21 protein-coding genes and 2 pseudogenes are annotated in these 19,107 nt (G+C 68.0%); 9 read left to right on the top strand and 14 right to left on the bottom strand.

The window, feature by feature from the left end:
* Positions 1 to 756 (bottom strand): ROK family transcriptional regulator (locus BN4348_RS58595; protein ID WP_235852842.1); only part of this gene is annotated, 756 nt, incomplete at its 3' end.
* Between the two features lie 175 nt (positions 757 to 931).
* On the opposite strand from BN4348_RS58595, the gene BN4348_RS58590 reads away from it, so the two are divergent.
* On the top strand, positions 932 to 1,684 hold the full coding sequence (locus BN4348_RS58590) for an SDR family NAD(P)-dependent oxidoreductase (RefSeq protein WP_066917702.1): 753 nt from the start codon (positions 932 to 934) through the stop codon (positions 1,682 to 1,684).
* Here the strand turns inward: BN4348_RS58590 and BN4348_RS58585 are convergent.
* Positions 1,665 to 3,029, bottom strand: coding sequence for a L,D-transpeptidase (locus tag BN4348_RS58585; protein WP_066917701.1), 1,365 nt, complete (start codon positions 3,027 to 3,029; stop codon positions 1,665 to 1,667). The genes BN4348_RS58590 and BN4348_RS58585 overlap by 20 nt on opposite strands.
* A gap of 40 nt (positions 3,030 to 3,069) precedes the next feature.
* Entirely contained in the window at positions 3,070 to 4,179 is a 1,110-nt protein-coding gene (locus BN4348_RS58580; RefSeq protein ID WP_066917700.1) for a UDP-N-acetylmuramate dehydrogenase, read from the bottom strand.
* A 26-nt stretch (positions 4,180 to 4,205) separates the two neighbouring features.
* On the opposite strand from BN4348_RS58580, the gene BN4348_RS58575 reads away from it, so the two are divergent.
* The 3 genes from BN4348_RS58575 to BN4348_RS58565 are packed head-to-tail and all read left to right on the top strand — an operon-like array spanning position 4,206 to position 6,617.
* Positions 4,206 to 4,724, top strand: a complete 519-nt coding sequence (locus BN4348_RS58575; RefSeq protein ID WP_066917699.1) for a DUF2505 domain-containing protein — start codon at positions 4,206 to 4,208, stop codon at positions 4,722 to 4,724.
* A gap of 10 nt (positions 4,725 to 4,734) precedes the next feature.
* Entirely contained in the window at positions 4,735 to 5,577 is an 843-nt protein-coding gene (locus BN4348_RS58570) for a carbon-nitrogen hydrolase family protein (protein ID WP_066917698.1), read from the top strand.
* Entirely contained in the window at positions 5,574 to 6,617 is a 1,044-nt protein-coding gene (locus BN4348_RS58565; RefSeq protein WP_066917697.1) for an LmeA family phospholipid-binding protein, read from the top strand. The genes BN4348_RS58570 and BN4348_RS58565 overlap by 4 nt, the downstream gene beginning before the upstream one ends.
* Before the next feature lie 21 nt (positions 6,618 to 6,638).
* Here the strand turns inward: BN4348_RS58565 and deoC are convergent, their stop codons facing one another.
* From deoC to BN4348_RS58535, 6 genes and pseudogenes are all read right to left on the bottom strand, one after another.
* Positions 6,639 to 7,325: a deoxyribose-phosphate aldolase gene (gene deoC, locus BN4348_RS58560; protein ID WP_066917696.1), complete on the bottom strand. Its 687-nt coding sequence runs from the start codon at positions 7,323 to 7,325 to the stop codon at positions 6,639 to 6,641.
* Positions 7,325 to 7,741, bottom strand: a complete 417-nt coding sequence (locus tag BN4348_RS58555; protein ID WP_066917695.1) for a DUF2599 domain-containing protein — start codon at positions 7,739 to 7,741, stop codon at positions 7,325 to 7,327. The genes deoC and BN4348_RS58555 overlap by 1 nt, the downstream gene beginning before the upstream one ends.
* 4 nt (positions 7,742 to 7,745) lie before the next feature.
* Positions 7,746 to 8,009, bottom strand: coding sequence for a DUF2516 family protein (locus BN4348_RS58550; RefSeq protein ID WP_082958525.1), 264 nt, complete (start codon positions 8,007 to 8,009; stop codon positions 7,746 to 7,748).
* Between the two features lie 128 nt (positions 8,010 to 8,137).
* The gene (gene hbhA, locus BN4348_RS58545; protein WP_066917709.1) at positions 8,138 to 8,728 is read right to left on the bottom strand and encodes a heparin-binding hemagglutinin HbhA; all 591 of its coding nucleotides are present in this window, start codon (positions 8,726 to 8,728) and stop codon (positions 8,138 to 8,140) included.
* A 278-nt stretch (positions 8,729 to 9,006) separates the two neighbouring features.
* Positions 9,007 to 9,415: pseudogene (locus tag BN4348_RS58540) on the bottom strand (helix-turn-helix domain-containing protein); the annotation flags it as partial.
* Positions 9,416 to 9,498: 83 nt separating this feature from the next.
* Complete coding sequence (locus BN4348_RS58535) at positions 9,499 to 10,842, bottom strand: DUF445 domain-containing protein (RefSeq protein ID WP_407937915.1); 1,344 nt, start codon at positions 10,840 to 10,842, stop codon at positions 9,499 to 9,501.
* A gap of 133 nt (positions 10,843 to 10,975) precedes the next feature.
* Here BN4348_RS58535 and BN4348_RS58530 point away from each other — a divergent pair.
* The 3 genes and pseudogenes from BN4348_RS58530 to pcaA all read left to right on the top strand — a co-directional run.
* A pseudogene (locus BN4348_RS58530) lies at positions 10,976 to 11,068 on the top strand (TetR/AcrR family transcriptional regulator); the annotation flags it as partial.
* 44 nt (positions 11,069 to 11,112) lie between these two features.
* A complete protein-coding gene (locus BN4348_RS58525; protein ID WP_235852955.1) occupies positions 11,113 to 11,415 on the top strand; it encodes a hypothetical protein in 303 nt (100 codons plus the stop codon).
* Between the two features lie 142 nt (positions 11,416 to 11,557).
* A complete protein-coding gene (gene pcaA / locus BN4348_RS58520; protein ID WP_066917692.1) occupies positions 11,558 to 12,421 on the top strand; it encodes a cyclopropane mycolic acid synthase PcaA in 864 nt (287 codons plus the stop codon).
* Positions 12,422 to 12,435: 14 nt separating this feature from the next.
* Here pcaA and BN4348_RS58515 read toward each other — a convergent pair whose 3' ends face one another.
* From BN4348_RS58515 to BN4348_RS58500, 4 genes are all read right to left on the bottom strand, one after another.
* Positions 12,436 to 13,296 (bottom strand): cyclopropane mycolic acid synthase family methyltransferase, encoded by an 861-nt coding sequence (locus BN4348_RS58515; protein WP_066917691.1) that lies wholly within the window; start codon positions 13,294 to 13,296, stop codon positions 12,436 to 12,438.
* 79 nt (positions 13,297 to 13,375) lie between these two features.
* Positions 13,376 to 14,233, bottom strand: a complete 858-nt coding sequence (locus BN4348_RS58510; protein ID WP_066917690.1) for a 3-hydroxybutyryl-CoA dehydrogenase — start codon at positions 14,231 to 14,233, stop codon at positions 13,376 to 13,378.
* Between the two features lie 108 nt (positions 14,234 to 14,341).
* Positions 14,342 to 15,628: an isocitrate lyase gene (aceA, locus tag BN4348_RS58505; RefSeq protein WP_066917689.1), complete on the bottom strand. Its 1,287-nt coding sequence runs from the start codon at positions 15,626 to 15,628 to the stop codon at positions 14,342 to 14,344.
* A gap of 276 nt (positions 15,629 to 15,904) precedes the next feature.
* Positions 15,905 to 16,699 carry an acyl-[acyl-carrier-protein] thioesterase gene (locus BN4348_RS58500; protein WP_066917688.1) on the bottom strand — a complete coding sequence of 265 codons (795 nt, stop codon included), beginning with the start codon at positions 16,697 to 16,699 and terminating at the stop codon, positions 15,905 to 15,907.
* Between the two features lie 162 nt (positions 16,700 to 16,861).
* Between BN4348_RS58500 and ramB the strand changes: the two genes are divergently transcribed.
* Together ramB and BN4348_RS58490 are read left to right on the top strand one after the other, a co-directional pair.
* Positions 16,862 to 18,277, top strand: a complete 1,416-nt coding sequence (gene ramB / locus BN4348_RS58495) for an acetate metabolism transcriptional regulator RamB (RefSeq protein ID WP_066917687.1) — start codon at positions 16,862 to 16,864, stop codon at positions 18,275 to 18,277.
* Positions 18,274 to 18,840, top strand: coding sequence for a carboxymuconolactone decarboxylase family protein (locus BN4348_RS58490; RefSeq protein ID WP_066917686.1), 567 nt, complete (start codon positions 18,274 to 18,276; stop codon positions 18,838 to 18,840). The genes ramB and BN4348_RS58490 overlap by 4 nt, the downstream gene beginning before the upstream one ends.
* On the opposite strand, the gene BN4348_RS58485 is transcribed toward BN4348_RS58490, so the two are convergent.
* On the bottom strand, positions 18,831 to 19,106 hold the full coding sequence (locus BN4348_RS58485) for a hypothetical protein (protein WP_066917685.1): 276 nt from the start codon (positions 19,104 to 19,106) through the stop codon (positions 18,831 to 18,833). The two genes, BN4348_RS58490 and BN4348_RS58485, sit on opposite strands and share 10 nt — an antisense overlap.
* Between the last annotated feature and the right edge of the window lies 1 nt (position 19,107).

Here is a 19,107-nt window from a genome sequence, read left to right as displayed (position 1 = left end):
CACCCGCCCGCCGATCACCAGCGCATAGCCCACGGTCTCGCGGGCGTAGACGTACAGGCTCGTCGGCGAGCTCGGCGCGAATCGCCGCAGGCCGAGCAGCAGCTCCGCGCCCGCCATCGCGTCGACGTGCGAGGCCACCGACAACGGCAGGCCCAGCGTGTCGGCCAACACGGGGCCGACGGGCGCCTGCCGCCACCCGAGGCGGGGGTGGTCGACGAGGCCGGTGGCGCCGTCGACGGTGCCGCCGATCGCCACCCCGACCCACAGCGGGCGGCGCCGGTGCCAGCGTTGCAGGTACTTCGAGGCGCTCTCGGCCAGCGACGCCAGCGCGGGCCCGGCGGGCGACAGCGGCGTCGGGGTCTCGACGGTGTCCAGCGTGCGGCCGAACAGGTCGGCGGCCACGATGCTGGTGGTCCGCGCACCGATGTGGATGCCGAGCGTCACGAACGGTTCGTGGTTGACCTCCACCGGCACCCGGGGCCGCCCGATGGCCCCGGGAACGGCCAGATCGGCGCGTTCCCGCAGCAGGCCCGCGTCCAGCAGGGCGATGACCTGGCGGTTGACCGTGGCGATGCTCAGCGAGGTGACGGCCGCGATGACGTCGCGGCCCACCGGGCCGCGCAGCCGGACGGCCCGGAAGACGGATGCCGCGGCCGAGTCCGAGATGTGTAAGGCCGGCGGCAGGATTTGGCGGTGCATCCGCGGGAGGCCTTTGCGGCTGAAGGAATGGTGGCTACGGGTAAGGGTAGTGCGCATGAGTGTCCTTTTGTGCGAGTTCCTGATGGCCGGCTTCGGCCACACCTGAGAGTCAGGAGCGGCAAAGTGCGCGGCAACAACACGCACTCGCCGCGCAAAGACACGCGGCGGTGTTGTTGATCAGGGCGCCAAGGAGCACCCCGAGAACTTAGCACGTTCACTAGAGTTGTTCCGTGTGAACGGAGCTGGCGGGCATCAACGGGTCGCGGTGGTTACCGGGGCCAGCTCGGGCATCGGCGAAGCGACCGCGAAAATCCTCGCGGCACAAGGGTTTCACGTGGTCGCGGTGGCGCGTCGTGCGGACCGGCTCAAGGCGCTGGCCGACGAGATAGGCGGCACCGCGATTGTGGCCGACGTCACAGACGACCGTGCGGTGGACGCGCTGGCCGCCGAATTGGGCCGCGTCGATGTGTTGATCAACAACGCCGGCGGCGCCTGGGGGCTGGAATCCGTCGCCGACGCCGACCTGCTGCACTGGCAATGGATGTGGGAGACCAACGTGATGGGCACGCTGCGCGTCACCCGCGCGCTGCTGCCCAAGCTGATCGATTCCGGCGACGGCCTCATCGTCACGGTCACCTCGGTCGCGGCCATGGAGACCTACGACGGCGGCGCCGGTTACACCGCGGCCAAGCACGCGCAGGGCGCGCTGCACCGCACGCTGCGCGGTGAGCTACTGGGAAAACCCGTGCGGCTCACCGAGATTGCTCCGGGCGCGGTCGAAACCGAGTTTTCGCTGGTGCGCTTCGACGGCGACCAACAGCGCGCGGGCGCCGTCTATAGCGGGCTGACGCCGTTGGTGGCGGCAGACGTCGCCGAGGTGATCGGGTTCGTGGCCTCGCGGCCGTCCCACGTGGACCTGGACCTGATCGTCATCAAGCCGCGCGACCAGGCCAGCGCGACGCGGTTCAACCGCCGGGGCGAGTAGTAGTCGTCGTTGTGGTGGTCGTGGGGGTGCCCGACAAGGTCGGGGCGTCCGTCGGCGTGACCGGTGCGGTGACCGGGATCTGCGACGCCGGCGGGTGCGCCGTCGGGGGCGGCAGCGCCGACATCGCCACCCAGGTGTCCCAGTCCACGGCCCAGTCCCAGATGTCGCCGTCGGAGTAGGACAGCTGGATCGAGCTCCCGGTCACCTCGACGGGGTCGCCGTAGATCGCGCTGCGGTAATACTGCTCGGCGTCGGACGTCGACAGGTTGATGCAGCCGTTGGTGACGTTGCTGTTGCCCTGCGCGCCGGAGCTGGCCGGGTTGGCGTGGATGAACTCCCCGTTGTTCGAGATCCGCACCGCCCACCGTTCGTGGGCGTTTGTGTAGCCGGCGGCCGGGTTGGACATGTAGAAGTCGGCGTACTTCTCGGTGACCACGTGGATGCCGTTGCGCGTGACGTTGCGCGCCTTGTCGGCCTCCCCGTAGCTGCAGGGGAAGTCCATGATGACGCCGGCGTCGGTGACGACCTGGATGCGGTGGGACGTGACCTCGGCCTTCACCACCTGCCGGCGACCGATCTGGATGTGCAACGAGATGTCATCGGCGCCGAACGCGCCGTCGCCGAACGGCCGCCCGTAGAACTTGGCGTCGACGTTCACGGTGGTACCGGCCGGGTAGTACTCGCGGGTGCGGTAGTGCACACGCGAGCCCTGCGCCTCGTCGGGCAGCCAGGCCCAGCTGCCCTCGACGGGCGGGTCGGTGGTCACGGTGAGCGCCTTCTCGACCGCCGCCTTGTCGCTGATGGGCGAATCGAACTGGATGATGATCGGCGCGGCGACGCCGACGGTCTGGCCGTCGGCCAGCTGGAACGCCCCACCGATCTTCTTGCTCGGCGACACGGTGGTGAACTTGCCGCTCACCGGGATCGGCTTGCCGTTGTGGCCGACGGCCGAGCCGCTCCACGTGTAGGTGGCGTCGTAGCCCAGCGGCTCGGTGGTGGTGTAGACGGTGCGGTCCTGATTGAAGGCGCCGGCGACCACCTTGCCCGACGAGTTGGTCAGCGCCACCTTCTGGAACCAGCCGTCGACGACCTGAACGCTGATCGGCGCGATCGGGACCACGTCGGCCGCGGCGTCGGCCGGCGCGAACTTCAGCTGCGGCGCCGGCGGCTCCTTCTTCTCGGCCTGTTTGTTGGCCACGGTGCCGGCGCAGGCCGCCAATACGCCGGGGGCGAACACGCCGAGTCCCAAGGCCGCCAAGGCCAAGCGCCGGTTGACCGGCGGGGGGGAACTGGATGTGCTCACGACAATTAAAGATACCGTGAGAGAAGACCCCAACCCCGCCATCGCAATTCGAGCCCGGCGCGCGGATTCGCGCGATTTGCGGCTACAGCCTGCAACCGAGCAGGACGGGCTCCGGTTCCAGTGTGATACCAAACACAGCGCGGACTCCGTCACGTACCGCGCGGGCCAGCGCGATCACGTCCCCGGCGGTGGCGCCCCCGCGGTTGGTCAGCGCCAGCGCGTGCTTGGTCGACAGCCGGCACGGCGCTTGGGGGCCGCCCGGATCCGGCTCCGGATACCCCTTGCCGAAGCCCGCCCGCTCCACCAGCCACCCGGCCGCCAGCTTGATGCCGTCCGGCGCCGGGTAGTGCGGAACCGGTCCCTGGACACGAGCGGCCAGCCGCTCGTAGACCTCCGGGGAGACCACCGGATTGGTGAAGAACGAACCCACGCTCCAGGTGTCGTGGTCTGCAGCGTCGAGCACCATGCCCTTGCGGCCCCGCAGCCTCAGCACCGCCTCGCGGACGGCTTTCGGGTCGGCGCGCTCGCCGCTGGTCACGTTCAGCGCGGCCGTCAGCTCGCCGTAGCGCAACGGCGCGCTTCGGCCCGCGGGGTCCAGCGCGAACTCGACTTCGAGTACCACGGAAGGTATTTCGCGTCCCGACCGGTTGGCCCGCTTGAACGCGCTGGTGCGGTAGCCGAAGCCGAGCTCGTCGCCGGGCACCCAGCGCACCGCGCCGGTGCCGCGATCCAGCACCCGAACCCGGGTGATGGTGTCGGCCACCTCCGCCCCGTAGGCCCCGACGTTTTGCACCGGGGTCGCCCCGGCCGAGCCCGGGATGCCGGACAGGCATTCCAGCCCGCCCAAACCGCGCTCGATGGCCGTGACCACCACGTCGTCCCACACGGCGCCGGCCTCGGCGCGGACGAGATTGCCGTCGACGGTGATGGCGGCGTTGGCGAGGCGCACCGCGGTCAGGTCGGTCAGCGTGTCGGCGACCACCAGGTTGGAGCCGCCGGCAAACACCAGCACCGGCCCGCCGCCGGATTCGCTGTCCAGCTGCCGCAGCACGGCGACCGCCTGCTCGGTGCTGCTGCAGGTGATCAGGCGCCGCGCGACGGGCCCGACCCGCAACGTGGTCAACGGCGCCAGCGGCACCGCCTCGGCGACATGCGCACCGGCGAAGAGCGAACCGGCGCCGGTCGGTTTCATGGCCCGTAACGGTAGCCTGGCCAGCTATGCCGCGTTCATTCGACTTGTCGGCCGACTACGAGGCGAGCGTCGAACAGGTTCATCGGGCTTTCTTCGAGGAGGGCTATTGGCGGGCCAGGCTGGCCGACATTCCCGTCGACGAGGCGAGGTTGGAGTCGATGCGCGTCGACGGCGAGTCCGGGGACGACAGCACCGTCGAGGTGGTCACGCTGCAGGTGGTCCGCAGCCACAACTTGGCCGCCGTGGTCAAGCAGCTGCACCGGGGTGACGTCCGCGTCAGACGCGAAGAGACGTGGGGACCGATCAACGACGGCATCGCCTCGGCGTCCATCGCGGGCACGATCGAGGGCACCCCGGTGCACGTGTCGGGCACCGGCGAGCTGTCCCCCATCGCCCGCGGTGCCCGCATCACCTACCGCGTCACCGTCAAGGTGCGGGTCCCGCTCATCGGCGGCAAGGTGGAGCGGCTCATCGGCGCCCAGTTGGCCGAGCTGGTGGCCATGGAACAGCGCCTGACCGCTGAGTGGATCGCCAACAACGCCTAGGCTGGCGCTCATGCGAATCGCGTTGGCGCAGATCCTCAGCGGCAGCGATCCGGCGGCGAACCTGCGGCTGGTGCGCGAGTACGCGCGCGGGGCCGCCGACGCGGGCGCCGCGCTGGTGGCCTTTCCCGAGGCGACCATGTGCCGGTTCGGCGTCCCGCTGGCACCGGTCGCCGAGCCGATCGACGGGCCCTGGGCGGACGGGGTGCGCGGGATCGCGGCGGAGGCCGGGATCACCGTGATCGCCGGCATGTTCACCCCCGCCGGCGGCGGACGGGTGACGAACACGCTCATCGTGGCCGGGCCCGGTGCCCCCAACCGGCCGGACACCCACTACGACAAGATCCACCTCTACGACGCGTTCGGCTTCACCGAGTCGCGCACCGTCGCGCCCGGCCACGAGCCGGTGGTGGTCGACGTCGACGAGGTCCGGGTGGGATTGAGCGTTTGCTATGACATCCGCTTTCCGGCGCTCTACACCGAGCTGGCCGCCCGCGGTGCCCAGCTGATCGTCGTCTGCGCGTCGTGGGGCTCGGGGCCGGGCAAGCTCGAGCAGTGGACGCTGCTGGCCCGGGCCCGCGCGTTGGATTCGATGAGCTACGTCGCCGCCGTCGGTCAGGCCGACCCCGGGGACACCCTGACCGAGCCGGGGTCCGGCGCGGGCGCACCGACGGGTGTGGGTGGCAGCCTGGTCGCCTCGCCGCTGGGCGAGGTGGTCGCCTCCGCCGGCGAAAACCCGCAGCTCGTCGTGGCCGACATCGACGTCGACGAGGTGGCCAAGGCCCGCGAAACCATCGCGCTGCTGCGAAACCGCTCCGACTTTGCTCGGATGGATAGGGCAGAATCGGTTGGGTGACGAACCCACAAGGCCCCCAGGGACCACCGAACGAGGGCCCGTCGACGTGGGCCCGTCCCGGCAACCATCCCTTCGGCCAGCCCCCGACCGAGCGGCCCACCGAGCGGATCGGCACCGGCGGCTCGGCCGAGGCGCCGCCGCCCGTTGCTGGAAGTCAGCAGGCCGGTCGAACCGAGCAGTTGGGCGTCGCGAACCCAAATCCGCCGCGGCCCCCCCAAGCGCCTCCGCCCATCCCGCCCGCGGGGCCGACGGAAAAGCTGGCCACCCCGAACGAAGAGCCGGCACCGGTGAAAAGAAAACGACGCCTCCTTCGCGACCCGCTGTCCATCCTCTTGATCTGCATCATCGTGTTCGCGCTCCTCATCGCGGGACTGATCGGGGGCGAGCTGTACGTCCGTCACGTGGCGGATACCAAGGTCGCCCAAGCGGTGGCGTGCGAGGTGAAGGACCAGGCCACCGCGTCCTTCGGCGTGACGCCGCTGATGCTGTGGCAGCAAATGACCAAGCACTACACCAACATCTCGGTGCAGACCGCCGGCAACAACATCCGCGACGCCAAGGGCATGAAGCTCAACCTCAACATCCGCGATGTCCGGCTCCAGTCGAGCGCCAACTCGAAGGGCACCATCGGCTCGCTGGACGCCACCATCAGCTGGACCAGTGACGGCATCAAGCAGTCGGTGCAGAACGCGATCCCGGTGCTGGGTCCGTTCGTCACCAACAGCGTGACGACTCACCCGGCCGACGGCACGATCGAGTTGAAGGGCATGCTCGACAACATCACGGCCAAGCCGGTGGTCTCCGGCACCGGGCTGCAACTGCAGATCGTCAGCTTCAACGCGCTCGGCTTCACCATGCCGAAGGAATCGGTGCAGTCGACGCTGGACGACTTCACCGCGCAGTTCACCAAGAACTACCCGTTGGGCATCCACGCCGACAGCGTGCAGGTCACCGATACCGGTGTGACAAGCCACTTTTCGACGCAGAACGCCAGCATCCCGAACGACAACAGCAGCGACCCCTGCTTCGCCAACCTCTGAGCCCGCACGTTCCGACCGGTGCTAGCGGCCTTGGCTGAGCCCGTCGAGCACGGCACGCGTTCCCGATAGTCCGAGCCGGGTCGCGCCGGCGTCCACCATCGCAAGGGCCTCGGCGGCGGTGCGGATGCCGCCGCTGGCCTTGACGCCCAGCCGCCCGCCGACGGCCGCGGCCATCAGGGCGACTGCCTCCACCGACGCCCCGCCCGCGGGGTGAAACCCGGTCGAGGTCTTGACGAAGTCGGCACCGGCGTCCTCGGCGGCGCGGCACACGTCGGTGAGCGTGCGCCCGTCGGCCCGGCCCAGCAGCACCGCGGACTCCACGATGACCTTGAGCACGGCCCGGGGTGCCGCGGCCCGCACCGCCGCGATGTCGGATCGCACGGCGAGGACCTCGCCGGCCAGCGCGGCGCCGACGTCGATGACCATGTCGACCTCGCGGGCACCGCACGCCACGGCCCGCGCGGCCTCGTGCGCCTTGACCTCCGACAGGTGCTTGCCCGACGGGAAACCCACCACCGCCGCCACCGGCAGCGCGGCGCCGGCCTCCAGGGCGGCCGGCACCATCGACGGCGACACGCACACCGCGTACACGCCCAGTTCGGTGGCCTCGGCGACCAGCGCTGCGACGTCGGCGCGGGTGGCCTCGGGTTTGAGCAGGGTGTGGTCGATCAGGGCCGCCAGCCGGGCCCGCGTGGGTTGCCCCGCCACTAGAACGCTTCTTCTGGACCGCCGGGATTGCATCCGGTGGCCACCATTTCGGCGTCGTCGACCACCGGGCGCCAGGGCTCCAGGTTCCAGCTGGCCTTGCCGGGTTGCGCCACCTCGGCGAACTGCCAGTGGCAGACGAACTGCGCGCGCATTCCGGCGGTATCGGCGTCCGGCGATAGCGCGAGCACCTCGGCCCAGGCCTCGTCCGCGTCCGTCGCGACGAAGGGTTGCCCGGCGGCCAGCCGGCCCGATGGTGTCGGAAAGACCCGCAGGCTGGGCAGGCCGCGCCAGTGCGCCCACTGGGTGTGGTCGATGAAAGGAGGCGCGGGGGCGGCGTCGGCGCGAGCGGGGGTCAACACCGGCGGCGAGCCCAGCAGGGCGACCGCCACCGCCGGCGCGGCCAGCAGGGCTCTCATGCCGCTAGCGCGACTTACCCTGAATCTCAAGCAGTTTGGGCCGCACGTCGACCAGGTACACCCCGGCCGCGCAGGCGGCGATCGCCATCCCGAGCACGCCGAAAACGAAACTCAGCAGCGATGTCAGCAGCACGGCCAGGCCGAGAATCACCAACCACACCGGCTTGGTCAGCTTGTCTGCGGCGGTATAAGCGTCGGGGCGCTGCAGCGCTGCGTGCACAAACGCGTACACCGCCGTCAGCGCGACGGCGATCTGCAGGGCGAACATGACGATGGTCACGGCGTGGGTCACCCATCAAGGGTATGCGGGCAGCCCGTAAAACGTCGACTCCGAGTCGCCCGGGAGGGCAACTCGGAGTCGAGTGTCGCGGCACCGAGGACCAGCTCGGCGCCGAACTACTTCTGGGTGACCTTCTTGGCAGACGCCTTCTTGGCCGGGGCCTTCTTGGCCGCCGCCTTCTTCGCGGGCGCCTTCTTGGCCGGGGCCTTCTTGGCCGTGGCCTTCTTGGGCAGGTCGATGCCGACCAGCTTGGCCGCCCGCTCACCGACCGCACGGGTCTGCGATGCGACGGTGCCGAGCGCCTCTTGGGTCAGCTCGACGGCCTGGTCCACGTAGCCCTCGGCGCGCGCCGATGCGTCCTCGAAGGGCCGCTGGCTGCGCAGCCGCTCCAGGGCGGACTCGCCACGCTCGACCAGCTCGTTGTACCGGCTGGTCGCGGCCTCCAGGTAGCCCTCGGCGGCCTTGCGCAGCTCCTCGGAGGTGAACCGCTCGCGCAGCTCGGTGAACTGCTCGGGCAGGTCCTCCTGAAGCTTCGACAGGCGTGCGCGGCGCTCCTCGACCCGGCTGCGGGTCTCGGTGCGGGTCTCTTCGGCACGCTCACGGATGCTGGCGATCAGGTCGTTGACGGTGGCCAGGGCCAGGTCGGCGGCGCCCAGCGCTGCCAGCAGTGGGGCCCGCAGGTCCTCGACGTTCGGGTTTTCAGCCATGGTGTTTCCTTTCATGATTGTTTTGTTATCGGGGTTACTGACTGCTACTGAGTGCTGATGTGTAAAGAAAGAGGCAAGCTTCGGGGTCCTCGGGATGGATCTGAGAGGACTGGTCAAGACCCGCGGATTGACGTGGCACTCAACTTGCCGGGGGAACCTCCTGATTGATCGGGTCGGCTGATCGAGTTCGCATCGCAGGCGGCCCCGCACACACACGTCAGGTGGCCACTGGCACGCGATACGAGGGCCCTGCGCCGGCGGCGGCCGGCGAGCGGGCGATCACTCGTCGCTGTCGGATTCGCTCGGACACTCCTCGAAAATCGATTCGTTCTGCTGGGTGAACGACGCGTAGATCTCCAGCAGGATCTGCTTCTGACGCTCGGTGATCGACGTGTCGGTGATGATGGCGTCGCGCACCTGACTTTTGTCGCTGGGCTCGAGGATCCCGGCCCGCACGTAGAGCACCTCGGCCGAAACCCGCAAAGCCTTCGCGATCTGGCTCAGGACGTCGGCGGACGGCTTCCGCAGTCCGCGCTCCACCTGGCTCAGGTAAGGGTTGCTGACACCCGACCGTTCGGCGAGTTGGCGCACCGAGACCTGCGCGTTCTCCCGCAGATCCCGGATGAAGCTGCCGATGTCGGAAGCCGCGGTGGTCACCTTGGCGGAGAGCTTCTCCTCCGGCGGCATCGCATACTCCCTGGGTTGGGCGTCATCCTTACGCGCCCAGAGTACGGCCAAGTGCTTGCTATTGCAAGCACTTGTTAGCACCCCTAGAAAAGCAGCTGCGCGACGGCGTAGATGATCAGCCCCGCCAGGGACCCCACGACGGTGCCGTTGATCCGGATGAACTGCAGGTCACGCCCCACGTGCAGTTCGATGCGCCGGCTGGCCTCCTCGGCGTCCCAGCGCTCGATCGTGTCCGTGATGATCGCGGTGATCTCCACGCCGTACTGCGAGACCAGGTGCTGGGCCGCCCGCACGATCCAGTTGTCGACCTTGTCGCGCAGATCCGCATCGTCGCGCAGCGACTCGCCGATCCGGACCACGGTGTCGGCGATACGCGTGCGCAGCGTGCTCGACGGGTCGTCGACGCCCTCGAGGACCAGCCTTTTCAGCGTCCGCCACGCCGTCGCCGCGGCGTCGGCGATCTCGTCGCGCGCCATCAGCTGTTCCTTGACCGCCTCGGCGCGCGCGATGGTCTCCGCGTCGTTCTGCAGGTCGTCGGCGAACTCGAACAGGAACCGCGTCGCCGAACGGCGCAGCTCGTGGTCGGGGTTGCGGCGGACCTTATCGGTGAAGTCCATCAGCTCGCGGTGGATCCGGTCACCGACGAGATGGTCGATGAAGCGGGGCGACCAGCTCGGCGAGTCACGCTCGACGACCCGCTGGATGACCTCTCCGGCGTTCAGCGACCACTGGAACGCCCGGTCGGCAAGGAGCTGGATCAGGGCCTCCTGGCGGTTCTCGGCCAGCAGCGTCGACAGCACGCGGCCCACCGGCGGTCCCCATTGCGGTTCGGCGATGCGGCGCACGATCATCCGGTCGATCACCTGCTGGACGTCCTCGTCGCGCAACAGCTCCACGAGCACCCGCAGCACCGTCGCGGTCTCGCTCGCCACCCGCGCGGCGTGCGCGGACTCCGACAGCCATTTGCCGAGCCGGCTGGGCACCTGGGCGTCCAGCAGCTTCGTCTCGACGACCGGCGGCGACAGGAAGTTCTCCCGCACGAAGGTCCCGAGGCCCTCCCCGAGCTGGTCCTTCTTGCGCTTGATGATCGCGGTGTGCGGAATCGGAATGCCCAGCGGGTGCTTGAAAAGGGCGGTCACCGCGAACCAGTCGGCCAGCGCGCCCACCATGCCGGCCTCCGCGGCCGCCCCGACGTAACCGACCCAGGCCGCCGTGGTGGCGTGGGCCTGCGCCCACCGACAGGCGAGGAACAGACCCGTGGCGCCCACCAGGAAACTCAGCGCGACCAATTTCATCCGGCGCAGCGCCAGGCGCCTTTCGGCGTCGGCCTCCGGATCGGCCCCGGCGAAGGATTCGGCCAGCGGCGGCCGCGCCGCCGGCGGCGCGGCCGGGACCTCGCCCGGGTGGGAGGCTCTGTGTGCCACCACACCATCATGTATTGCCGCGCGCAGTTAGTGTTACTGCCCTGCTTGCGGACCCCGCGCGTACCCGGCCCGTGCGCCAAAACCGGCCCCGCACGCCGTAGTATCGGGAGCGTCTGACGAGTGGGAAGCGGCGAGAGTGGCAGAGCGGATCCCGGCTGTGGCCGTGAAGACGGACGGTCGCAAGCGGCGGTGGCACCAGCACAAGGTGGAGCGCCGCAATGAGCTGGTCGNAAGATCCCCTACGACGCACCGCTGGGCATCCGGACGCTGCCCGTGCTGCTCGGCGAGGCGCGCGCCCGGGCGGTCACGCTCGGGATGATGGTCGGCTTCTATGCGCTGGTGGCGGTGGCCGTCGCGGCGCGGGCGATGCCCTGGACCGCGCTCGTCGTCGCGCTGGCGCTGCCCCGGCTGGCGAAGGTGTGGCCGTATTTCCGCCGACCGAGGCCCGACGAGCCGCCGCCGCAGTTTCCGGTGTGGCCGCTGTGGTACGCCGCGCTGGCCTGGGTGCACGTGCGCCAGGCCGGCGCGCTGCTGGTGGTGGGGCTGGCGGCGGGCGCCGTGCTGCGCATCTTGTGACCGGCATGTGACGTAGAGCCAAGCTTTGAAATGCGACTTGGACAGCCTTAACGGCTAGCATGCAGGGGATGCATCGGGGGTGAACCGGGCGCCCGGGCGCAAGGAAACCTGAGGCCCGAGATACAGAAAGGCTTAATTCCTTATGTCTGTGCAGCTCACGCCGCATTTCGGGAACGTGCAAGCGCACTACGATCTCTCCGACGACTTCTTCCGGCTTTTCCTGGACCCCACCCAGACCTACAGCTGCGCCTACTTCGAGCGCGACGACCTGACGCTCGAGCAAGCCCAGATCGCCAAGATCGACCTGTCGCTGGGGAAGCTCGGGCTCGAGCCGGGAATGACGCTGCTCGACGTCGGCTGCGGCTGGGGCGCCACCATGCGCCGCGCCATCGAGAAGTACGACGTCAACGTCGTCGGCCTGACGCTGTCGGAGAACCAGGCCGACCACGTCCAGAAGGTATTCGACCGGATGGACACGAACCGCTCGGCGCGGGTGCTGCTGGAGGGCTGGGAGAAGTTCGACGAGCCGGTCGACCGCATCGTCTCCATCGGCGCCTTCGAGCACTTCGGCCGCCAGCGCTGGGGCCACTTCTTCAAGATGGCCTACCGGGTGCTGCCCGCCGACGGCGTCATGATGCTGCACACCATCACGCGTCCGACCTTCAAAGAGGCCAGGGCGCAGGGCAATCCGCTGACCCACGAAGTCGTTCACTTCACCCAGTTCATCCTGGCCGAGATCTTCCCGGGCGGCTGGCTGCCGACGATCCCGTCGGTCGAGGAGCACGCGGAGGAGGCCGGCTTCAAGCTCACGCGCATCCAGTCGCTGCGGCTCCACTACGCGAGGACCCTGGAGACGTGGGCCACGGCGCTCGAGGCCAACCGGGACCAGGCCATCGCCATCCAGTCCGAAGAGGTCTACGACCGCTACATGAAGTACCTGACCGGGTGCGCCAAGCTGTTCCGCCAGGGCTACACCGATGTCAACCAGTTCACGTGTGAGAAGTAACCGACCCTGCGACGCTACTTGGCCAGCGTGAACTGGCCGACGTTGCTGATCCCCTTGAGGAAGAAGTTCTCGCAACCGGTCAAATAGTGCATATAGCGGTCATAGACCTCTTCGGACTGGATCGCGATCGCCTTTTCCCGGTTGGCCGCCAAATTGGCCGCCCAAATATTCAGCGTGCGCGCGTAGTGCTCGCGCAGCAATTGCACCTTTTCGAGGGTAAATCCGGCCGCCGGCGCCAACTTCACAATGTCCTCCTCGGCTGGCAACTGCCCACCCGGGAAAATCTCCGTGTAGATGAATCGCGTGAATCGGATGTCGCGCATGGTCAGCGAGATGCCGCGCTCGTGCATCTGTTTTTGCGAGTGGCCGAGAATCGTGTGCAGCAACATCCGGCCGTCGCCGGGAAGAATGTCGTAGGCGCGTTCGAAGAACGCGGGCCAACGTTCCGCCTTGAACGCTTCGAAGGCGCCGATGGTGACGATCCGATCGACTTTGTCGTCGAACTCCTCCCAGCCCTGCAGCCGGACCTCGACATTGCGCTCGGTCGGGATACCCGCCAACCTCGCCTTGCTGTACTCGAACTGGTTGCGGCTGAGCGTGATTCCGATGACGTTGACGTCGAACTTCTCGATCGCCCGTTGCAGCGCTCCGCCCCAGCCGCAACCGATATCGAGCAACGTCATCCCGGGCTCGAGGTTCAGCTTGCCCAGCGCCAGGTCGAACTTGGCGTTCTGCGCCTCCTCGAGGGTCATATCGTCGCGCTCGAAATAGGCGCAGGTGTACCCCATCGTCGGGTCTAGAAAGAGCGCGAAGAACTCGTCTGAAACGTCATAGATTGATTGCGACTCTTCGTAATACGGCCTCAACGCGGTCATGGGTGCCCGATACCTCTCGTTTGTTGAACGCGAGGATAATATCGGATCGGTTCAAGGCCTGCTACCTGGACCCGCGGAGTTAGTACGCGTAAAAACCCTGGCCCGATTTTTTGCCCAGCCGGCCCGCCTCGACCATGCGCAGCAGCAACGGCGGCGGGCCGTATTGCGGTTCTTTGAATTCCTCGAACATTTTGTCCGCTATCAGCTTGAGTGTGTCGAGGCCGACGAGGTCGGACAGCCGCAGCGGCCCCATCGGGTGCGACAGCCCGGCGACCACGGCCTTGTCGACGTCTTCGACGCTGGCAAAGCCGGCCTCCACCATCCGGATCGCCGACAGCAGGTAGGGCACCAGCAACGCGTTCACCACGAAGCCGGACCGATCGGAGCAGCGCACCACCTGCTTGCCCAGCACGGCGCCGGCGAACTCCTCGGTGCGCGCGGCGGCGGCCTCGTCGGTGACCAGCGTGCACACCAACTCGACCAGCGGCAGCACCGGGACGGGATTGAAGAAGTGCAGGCCCAGCACGCGTTGCGGGTTCTTGGTGGCCGCGGCGATCTTCATGATCGGGATGCTCGAGGTGTTGGACGCCAGCACCGCGTCGGGATCGGTGACCACCCGGTCCAGGTCCGCGAACACCTGCGCCTTGACCGCATCGTCCTCGATGATGGCCTCGATCACCAGCTGCCGGTCGGCCAGGTCCTTCATGTCGGTGGTGAAGGTGAGCTTGCTCAGCGCGCGGTCACGCTCCCGCTCGGTCACCTTGCCGGCGCTGACGCCGCGCTCCAGCGACTTCACGATGCGGTTGCGTCCCGCCGTGATCAGCGGCTCGGTGGTCTCGAACACGGTCACGTCGACGCCGGCGCGGACGGCGACCTCGGCGATGCCGGAGCCCATCTGCCCGGCACCGACGACTCCCACCCGCTGGATCGCTGCCATTGCTCCTCCTTATATGCGCGAGCAGACGCAGAATCGCATCAACTGGGCTGCAGGAGTGCGACTCTGCGTCTGCTCGGCCGGGCGGGGCCCGGCGAACACCGCTGAAGGTTAGTGGAACTGACCCTCTTCGGTCGAACCGGTCAGCGCGGTGGTCGACGAGGTGGGGTCGACCGTGGTGGCTATCCGATCGAAGTAACCGGCGCCGACCTCGCGCTGGTGCTTCGTCGCGGTGTAGCCGCGCTCCTCGGCGGCGAACTCGCGCTCCTGCAACTCGACATAGGCGCTCATCTGGTTGCGGGCGTAGCCGTAGGCCAGGTCGAACATCGAGTAGTTCAACGCATGGAAGCCGGCCAGCGTGATGAACTGGAACTTGAATCCCATTGCGGCAAGCTCCTTTTGGAACTTCGCGATGGTTCCATCGTCCAGGTGCTTGCGCCAGTTGAACGACGGCGAGCAGTTGTACGCCAGCATCTGGTCGGGGTACTCCGCCTTGACCGACTCGGAGAACTTGCGCGCCAGCTCGAGGTCCGGGGTGCCCGTCTCCATCCAGATCAGGTCGGCGAACGGGGCGTACGCCTTCGCCCGCGCGATGCAGGGCTCGATGCCGTTCTTGGTCCGGTAGAAGCCTTCGCGGGTGCGCTCGCCGGTGATGAACGGCTGGTCGCGCTCGTCGACGTCGGACGTGATGAGCGTCGCCGCCTCGGCGTCGGTGCGGGCGATCACCACGGTCGGGACGCCGCAGACGTCGGCGGCCAGGCGGGCCGAGGTGAGCGTGCGGATGTGCTGCTGGGTCGGGATCAGCACCTTGCCGCCCAGGTGACCGCACTTCTTCTCCGAGGCCAGCTGGTCCTCCCAGTGCGAACCCGCGACACCGGCGGCGATCATGGCCTTCTGCAGTTCGAAGACGTTGAGCGCGCCGCCGAAGCCGGCCTCGCCGTCAGCGACGATCGGCGCCAGCCAGTTCTCCACGGACCGGTCACCCTCGACCTTGGCGATCTGGTCGGCGCGCAGCAGCGCGTTGTTGATCCGGCGGACCACCTGCGGCACCGAGTTGGCCGGGTACAGGCTCTGGTCGGGGTAGGTGTGGCCGGACAGGTTGGCGTCGCCGGCGACCTGCCAGCCGGACAGGTAGATGGCCTTCAGGCCGGCGCGCACCTGCTGGACGGCCTGGTTGCCGGTCAGCGCACCCAGCGCGTTGACCCACTCCAGGTCGTGCAGCTCTTCCCACAACACCTCCGCGCCACGGCGGGCCAGCGTGTTCTCCTCCACGACGGTGCCTTGCAGCGCGACGACGTCCTCGGCGGTGTAGGTGCGCGTGACGCCCTTCCACCGCGGGTTGGTGTCCCAGTCGTGCTGGATCTGCTCGGCGCTCTTGGGGGTGCCAACGACAGACATTGGGCTTACTCCTTAACGGTTCTTTGCTAATCGCTAAACGTCCACGCCCCCCGCCATCCGGCGGTAGCTAGGTGCTCAACTTCACTGGCGTGCTAACTCGAAGATGGCACAGCTTGTTCCCGCAGGTCCACCCGTTTCATTTGCCAATTTCGGCAACGACTGCGCGCGATTTTGCAAATCTTGCAAAGCTGAACGGGAACTTAACCGTTTCAGAAGCTACCCGTCGGTAACCCCATCCACGCAGGTCAGACCGTAAATCGACGGGCCGGCGTTTTCCTAGAGAGCGAAGATCGCGGCGACGGCCTTCGTCTCGTCGCCGACGGCATATGTGAGCGTTGTAACAGGCCGATCGGCCAGGCCGGGACCGAATTGGTCCGTCGAGCCGGCCGGGTGGACGTGCGAAATGATCTCCAGCTTGTCGCCCAGCGCGACCGGCGCCTCGTGCTCGATGGTGGTGCGCAGCGGCCACTGCAACAACTCGGGGTGCGATGCCAGATAGTCCTCGATCACGCTCCAGTACACCGAGTTGTTCATGTGGTCGAACAGGTCGATGTCGGTCACCCGCACCGGGAACTCGTGGATCTCGGTGGCGTCGTCGCGGCTGCCGGGCTTCAGGTAGCCCTTCCACCGCAGCCGCTCGATCGAGGTGGTCTTGTGCAGGCCCGCCAGGAAGTCATCGGAGATGCGCGACGGCATCTGGGTTTCCCTGTTGATGTTGATCCAGAACGCCTCCGATTCGATCAGGCCGCCCTTGCGCCCGTCGATGCGGACCCGCATCTCACACCACCGGTTCGAGGTCCCCGAGCACCAGCGCCGACACCGCAGCATGTCCTGGAACTCGATCGGGCGGATCAGGTCGACCATCGTGCGCCGGACGATCCACAGCGGATGGGTTTCCTCGAAGCCCATTTCGCGCAGCTGATCCTGGCCGATGTCCTGGATGTGCCGGCACGCGGCGTCCAGGCGCAGTCGGCCGGTGCGGTCGATGTCGCCCACCCGCAGCGGCCATTCGCGACCGAATACATCGGGATGGCCGTCGGGCACCGGCATCATCATTTTGTCCAGGCTCACGGCTTGTCTCCCCGTTTCCCTCCGTGTCGGTATCCCAGGTTAACCCCGGCCCCCGCTGCGAATGATGCCAAATCGCGTCGTGCGAACACCAATCGTGACCGGATCGCGCCGCCATGCCAACTCTGCGAACCACCCCTTTGCAGCGCCCGGTACGCTTCTCCGGTGGCCAAAACCTTCGTCGGCTCCCGCGTTCGCCAGCTCCGCAACGAGCGCGGGTTTTCTCAGGCGGCGCTGGCCCAGATGCTGGAGATCTCGCCGAGCTACCTCAATCAGATCGAGCACGACGTCCGCCCCCTGACGGTGGCCGTGTTGCTCCGCATCACCGAGGTGTTCGGGGTGGACGCGACCTTCTTCGCCTCCCAGGACGACACCCGGCTGGTCGCCGAGCTGCGCGAGGTGACCATGGACCGCGACCTGGACATCGACGTCGAGCCCACCGAAGTGGCCGAGATGGTCAGCGCTCATCCCGTCCTGGCCCGCGCCGTGGTCAACCTGCACCGGCGCTACCGGATCACCACCGCGCAGCTGGCCGCCGCCACCGAGGAGCGCTACTCCGACGGCAGCGGCAGCGGGTCGATCACCATGCCCCACGAGGAGGTGCGCGACTACTTCTACCAACGCCAGAACTACCTGCACGAGCTGGACACCGCCGCCGAGGACCTCACCATCAAGATGCGGTTGCACCACGGCGACCTCGCCCGCGAATTGACCCGGCGGCTCACCGAGGTGCACGGCGTGCACATCACCCGGCGCATCGACCTGGGGGACACCGTGCTGCACCGCTTCGACCCCAACAGCAAGACGCTGGAGATCAGCAACCACCTCTCCTCTGGTCAGCAGGTGTTCAAGCTGGCCGCCGAACTGGCCTACCTCGAGTTCGGCGACCTGATCGACAGCCTGGTCGCCGAGGGCAAGTTCACCAGCGACGAGTCGCACACGCTGGCCCGGCTGGGCCTGGCCAATTACTTCGCCGCGGCCGCGGTGCTGCCGTATCGCCAGTTCCACGACGTCGCCGAGAACTTTCGCTACGACGTCGAGCGGTTGTCGTCGTTCTACTCGGTCAGTTACGAGACCATCGCGCACCGGCTTTCGACGTTGCAACGGCCGACGATGCGCGGGGTGCCGTTCTCGTTCGTCCGGGTGGACCGCGCCGGCAACATGTCAAAACGCCAGTCCGCCACCGGTTTTCACTTCTCCTCCAGCGGCGGCACGTGCCCGTTGTGGAACGTGTACGAGACGTTCGCCAACCCCGGCAAGATCCTGGTGCAGATCGCCCAGATGCCCGACGGGCGCAACTACATGTGGGTGGCCCGCACCGTGGAGCGGCGCGCCGCGCGGTATGGTCAGCCCGGTAAAACCTTCGCGATCGGGCTGGGCTGCGAGCTCCGCCACGCTCATCGGCTCGTCTACTCGGAAGGACTCGACTTGTCCGGGGATATCGCCACACCGATCGGCGCCGGCTGCCGCGTCTGCGAACGCGACAACTGCCCGCAGCGGGCGTTCCCGGCCCTGGGGCGCGCGCTGGATCTCGACGAGCACCGCAGCACCGTGTCGCCGTACCTGGTGAAGCAACCGTGACCGGGGATCGGGGCGGTCGCATTCCGTCGGGCCGGTTCCGGGAACTGGGGCCGATCAACTGGGTGATGGCGAAGGCTGCCGCGCGCAGGATGCGGGTTCCGGAGATGCACCTGTTCACCACCCTGGGCCAGCGCCACCTGCTGTTCTGGACCTGGTCGATGTACAGCGGGCGGCTGCTGCGGGGCCGGCTGCCGGCGATCGACACCGAGTTGGTGATTCTGCGGGTCGCGCACGTGCGCGGTTGCGAATACGAGCTGCAGCATCATCGCGGGATGGCGCGAAATCAGGGCCTGGACGACGATTTGCAGGCCGCGCTTTTCGCCTGGCCCGAGACGCTGGACCGGGTCGAGGCGCGCCTGACCGTGCGGCAGCAGGCGCTGCTGGCGGCCACCGACGAGTTCCTCACGCAGCGCACCGTCACCGACGACACCTGGCGAGAGCTGGCGACGCACCTGGATCGGCGTCAGCTCATCGAATTCTGCCTGCTGGCAAGCCAATACGACGGCCTGGCCGCGACCATGTCGGCGCTGGCAATCCCGTTGGACAATCCGAGTCAGAAGTAGACGTCGGCCAGCACGGCCAGCGTCAGCACCACCGGCGCCACGGGCAGGCCGAAGCCGAACGCCGACCACGCGTACTTTTTGCGCCGGCGCTGCAGCGACGCCCACAGGGTGGCGCAGACCGCCAGCGCGAGCGACAGCAGCAATACCGTCGGGGCCCACCGGCCCACCGCCGCGTTGTCGTCGGCGATCGAAAAGGCCACCAGCCACAGGACGTACCCGGTGGCGACGCCGCCGATGACGCCAATTACGGTGTCGCTGCGAATCATC

It is taken from the genome of Mycobacterium interjectum (assembly GCF_900078675.2).
In the GTDB taxonomy this organism is placed as follows: Bacteria; Actinomycetota; Actinomycetes; order Mycobacteriales; family Mycobacteriaceae; genus Mycobacterium; species Mycobacterium interjectum.
This window is presented reverse-complemented; position numbering and strand designations above follow the sequence as displayed.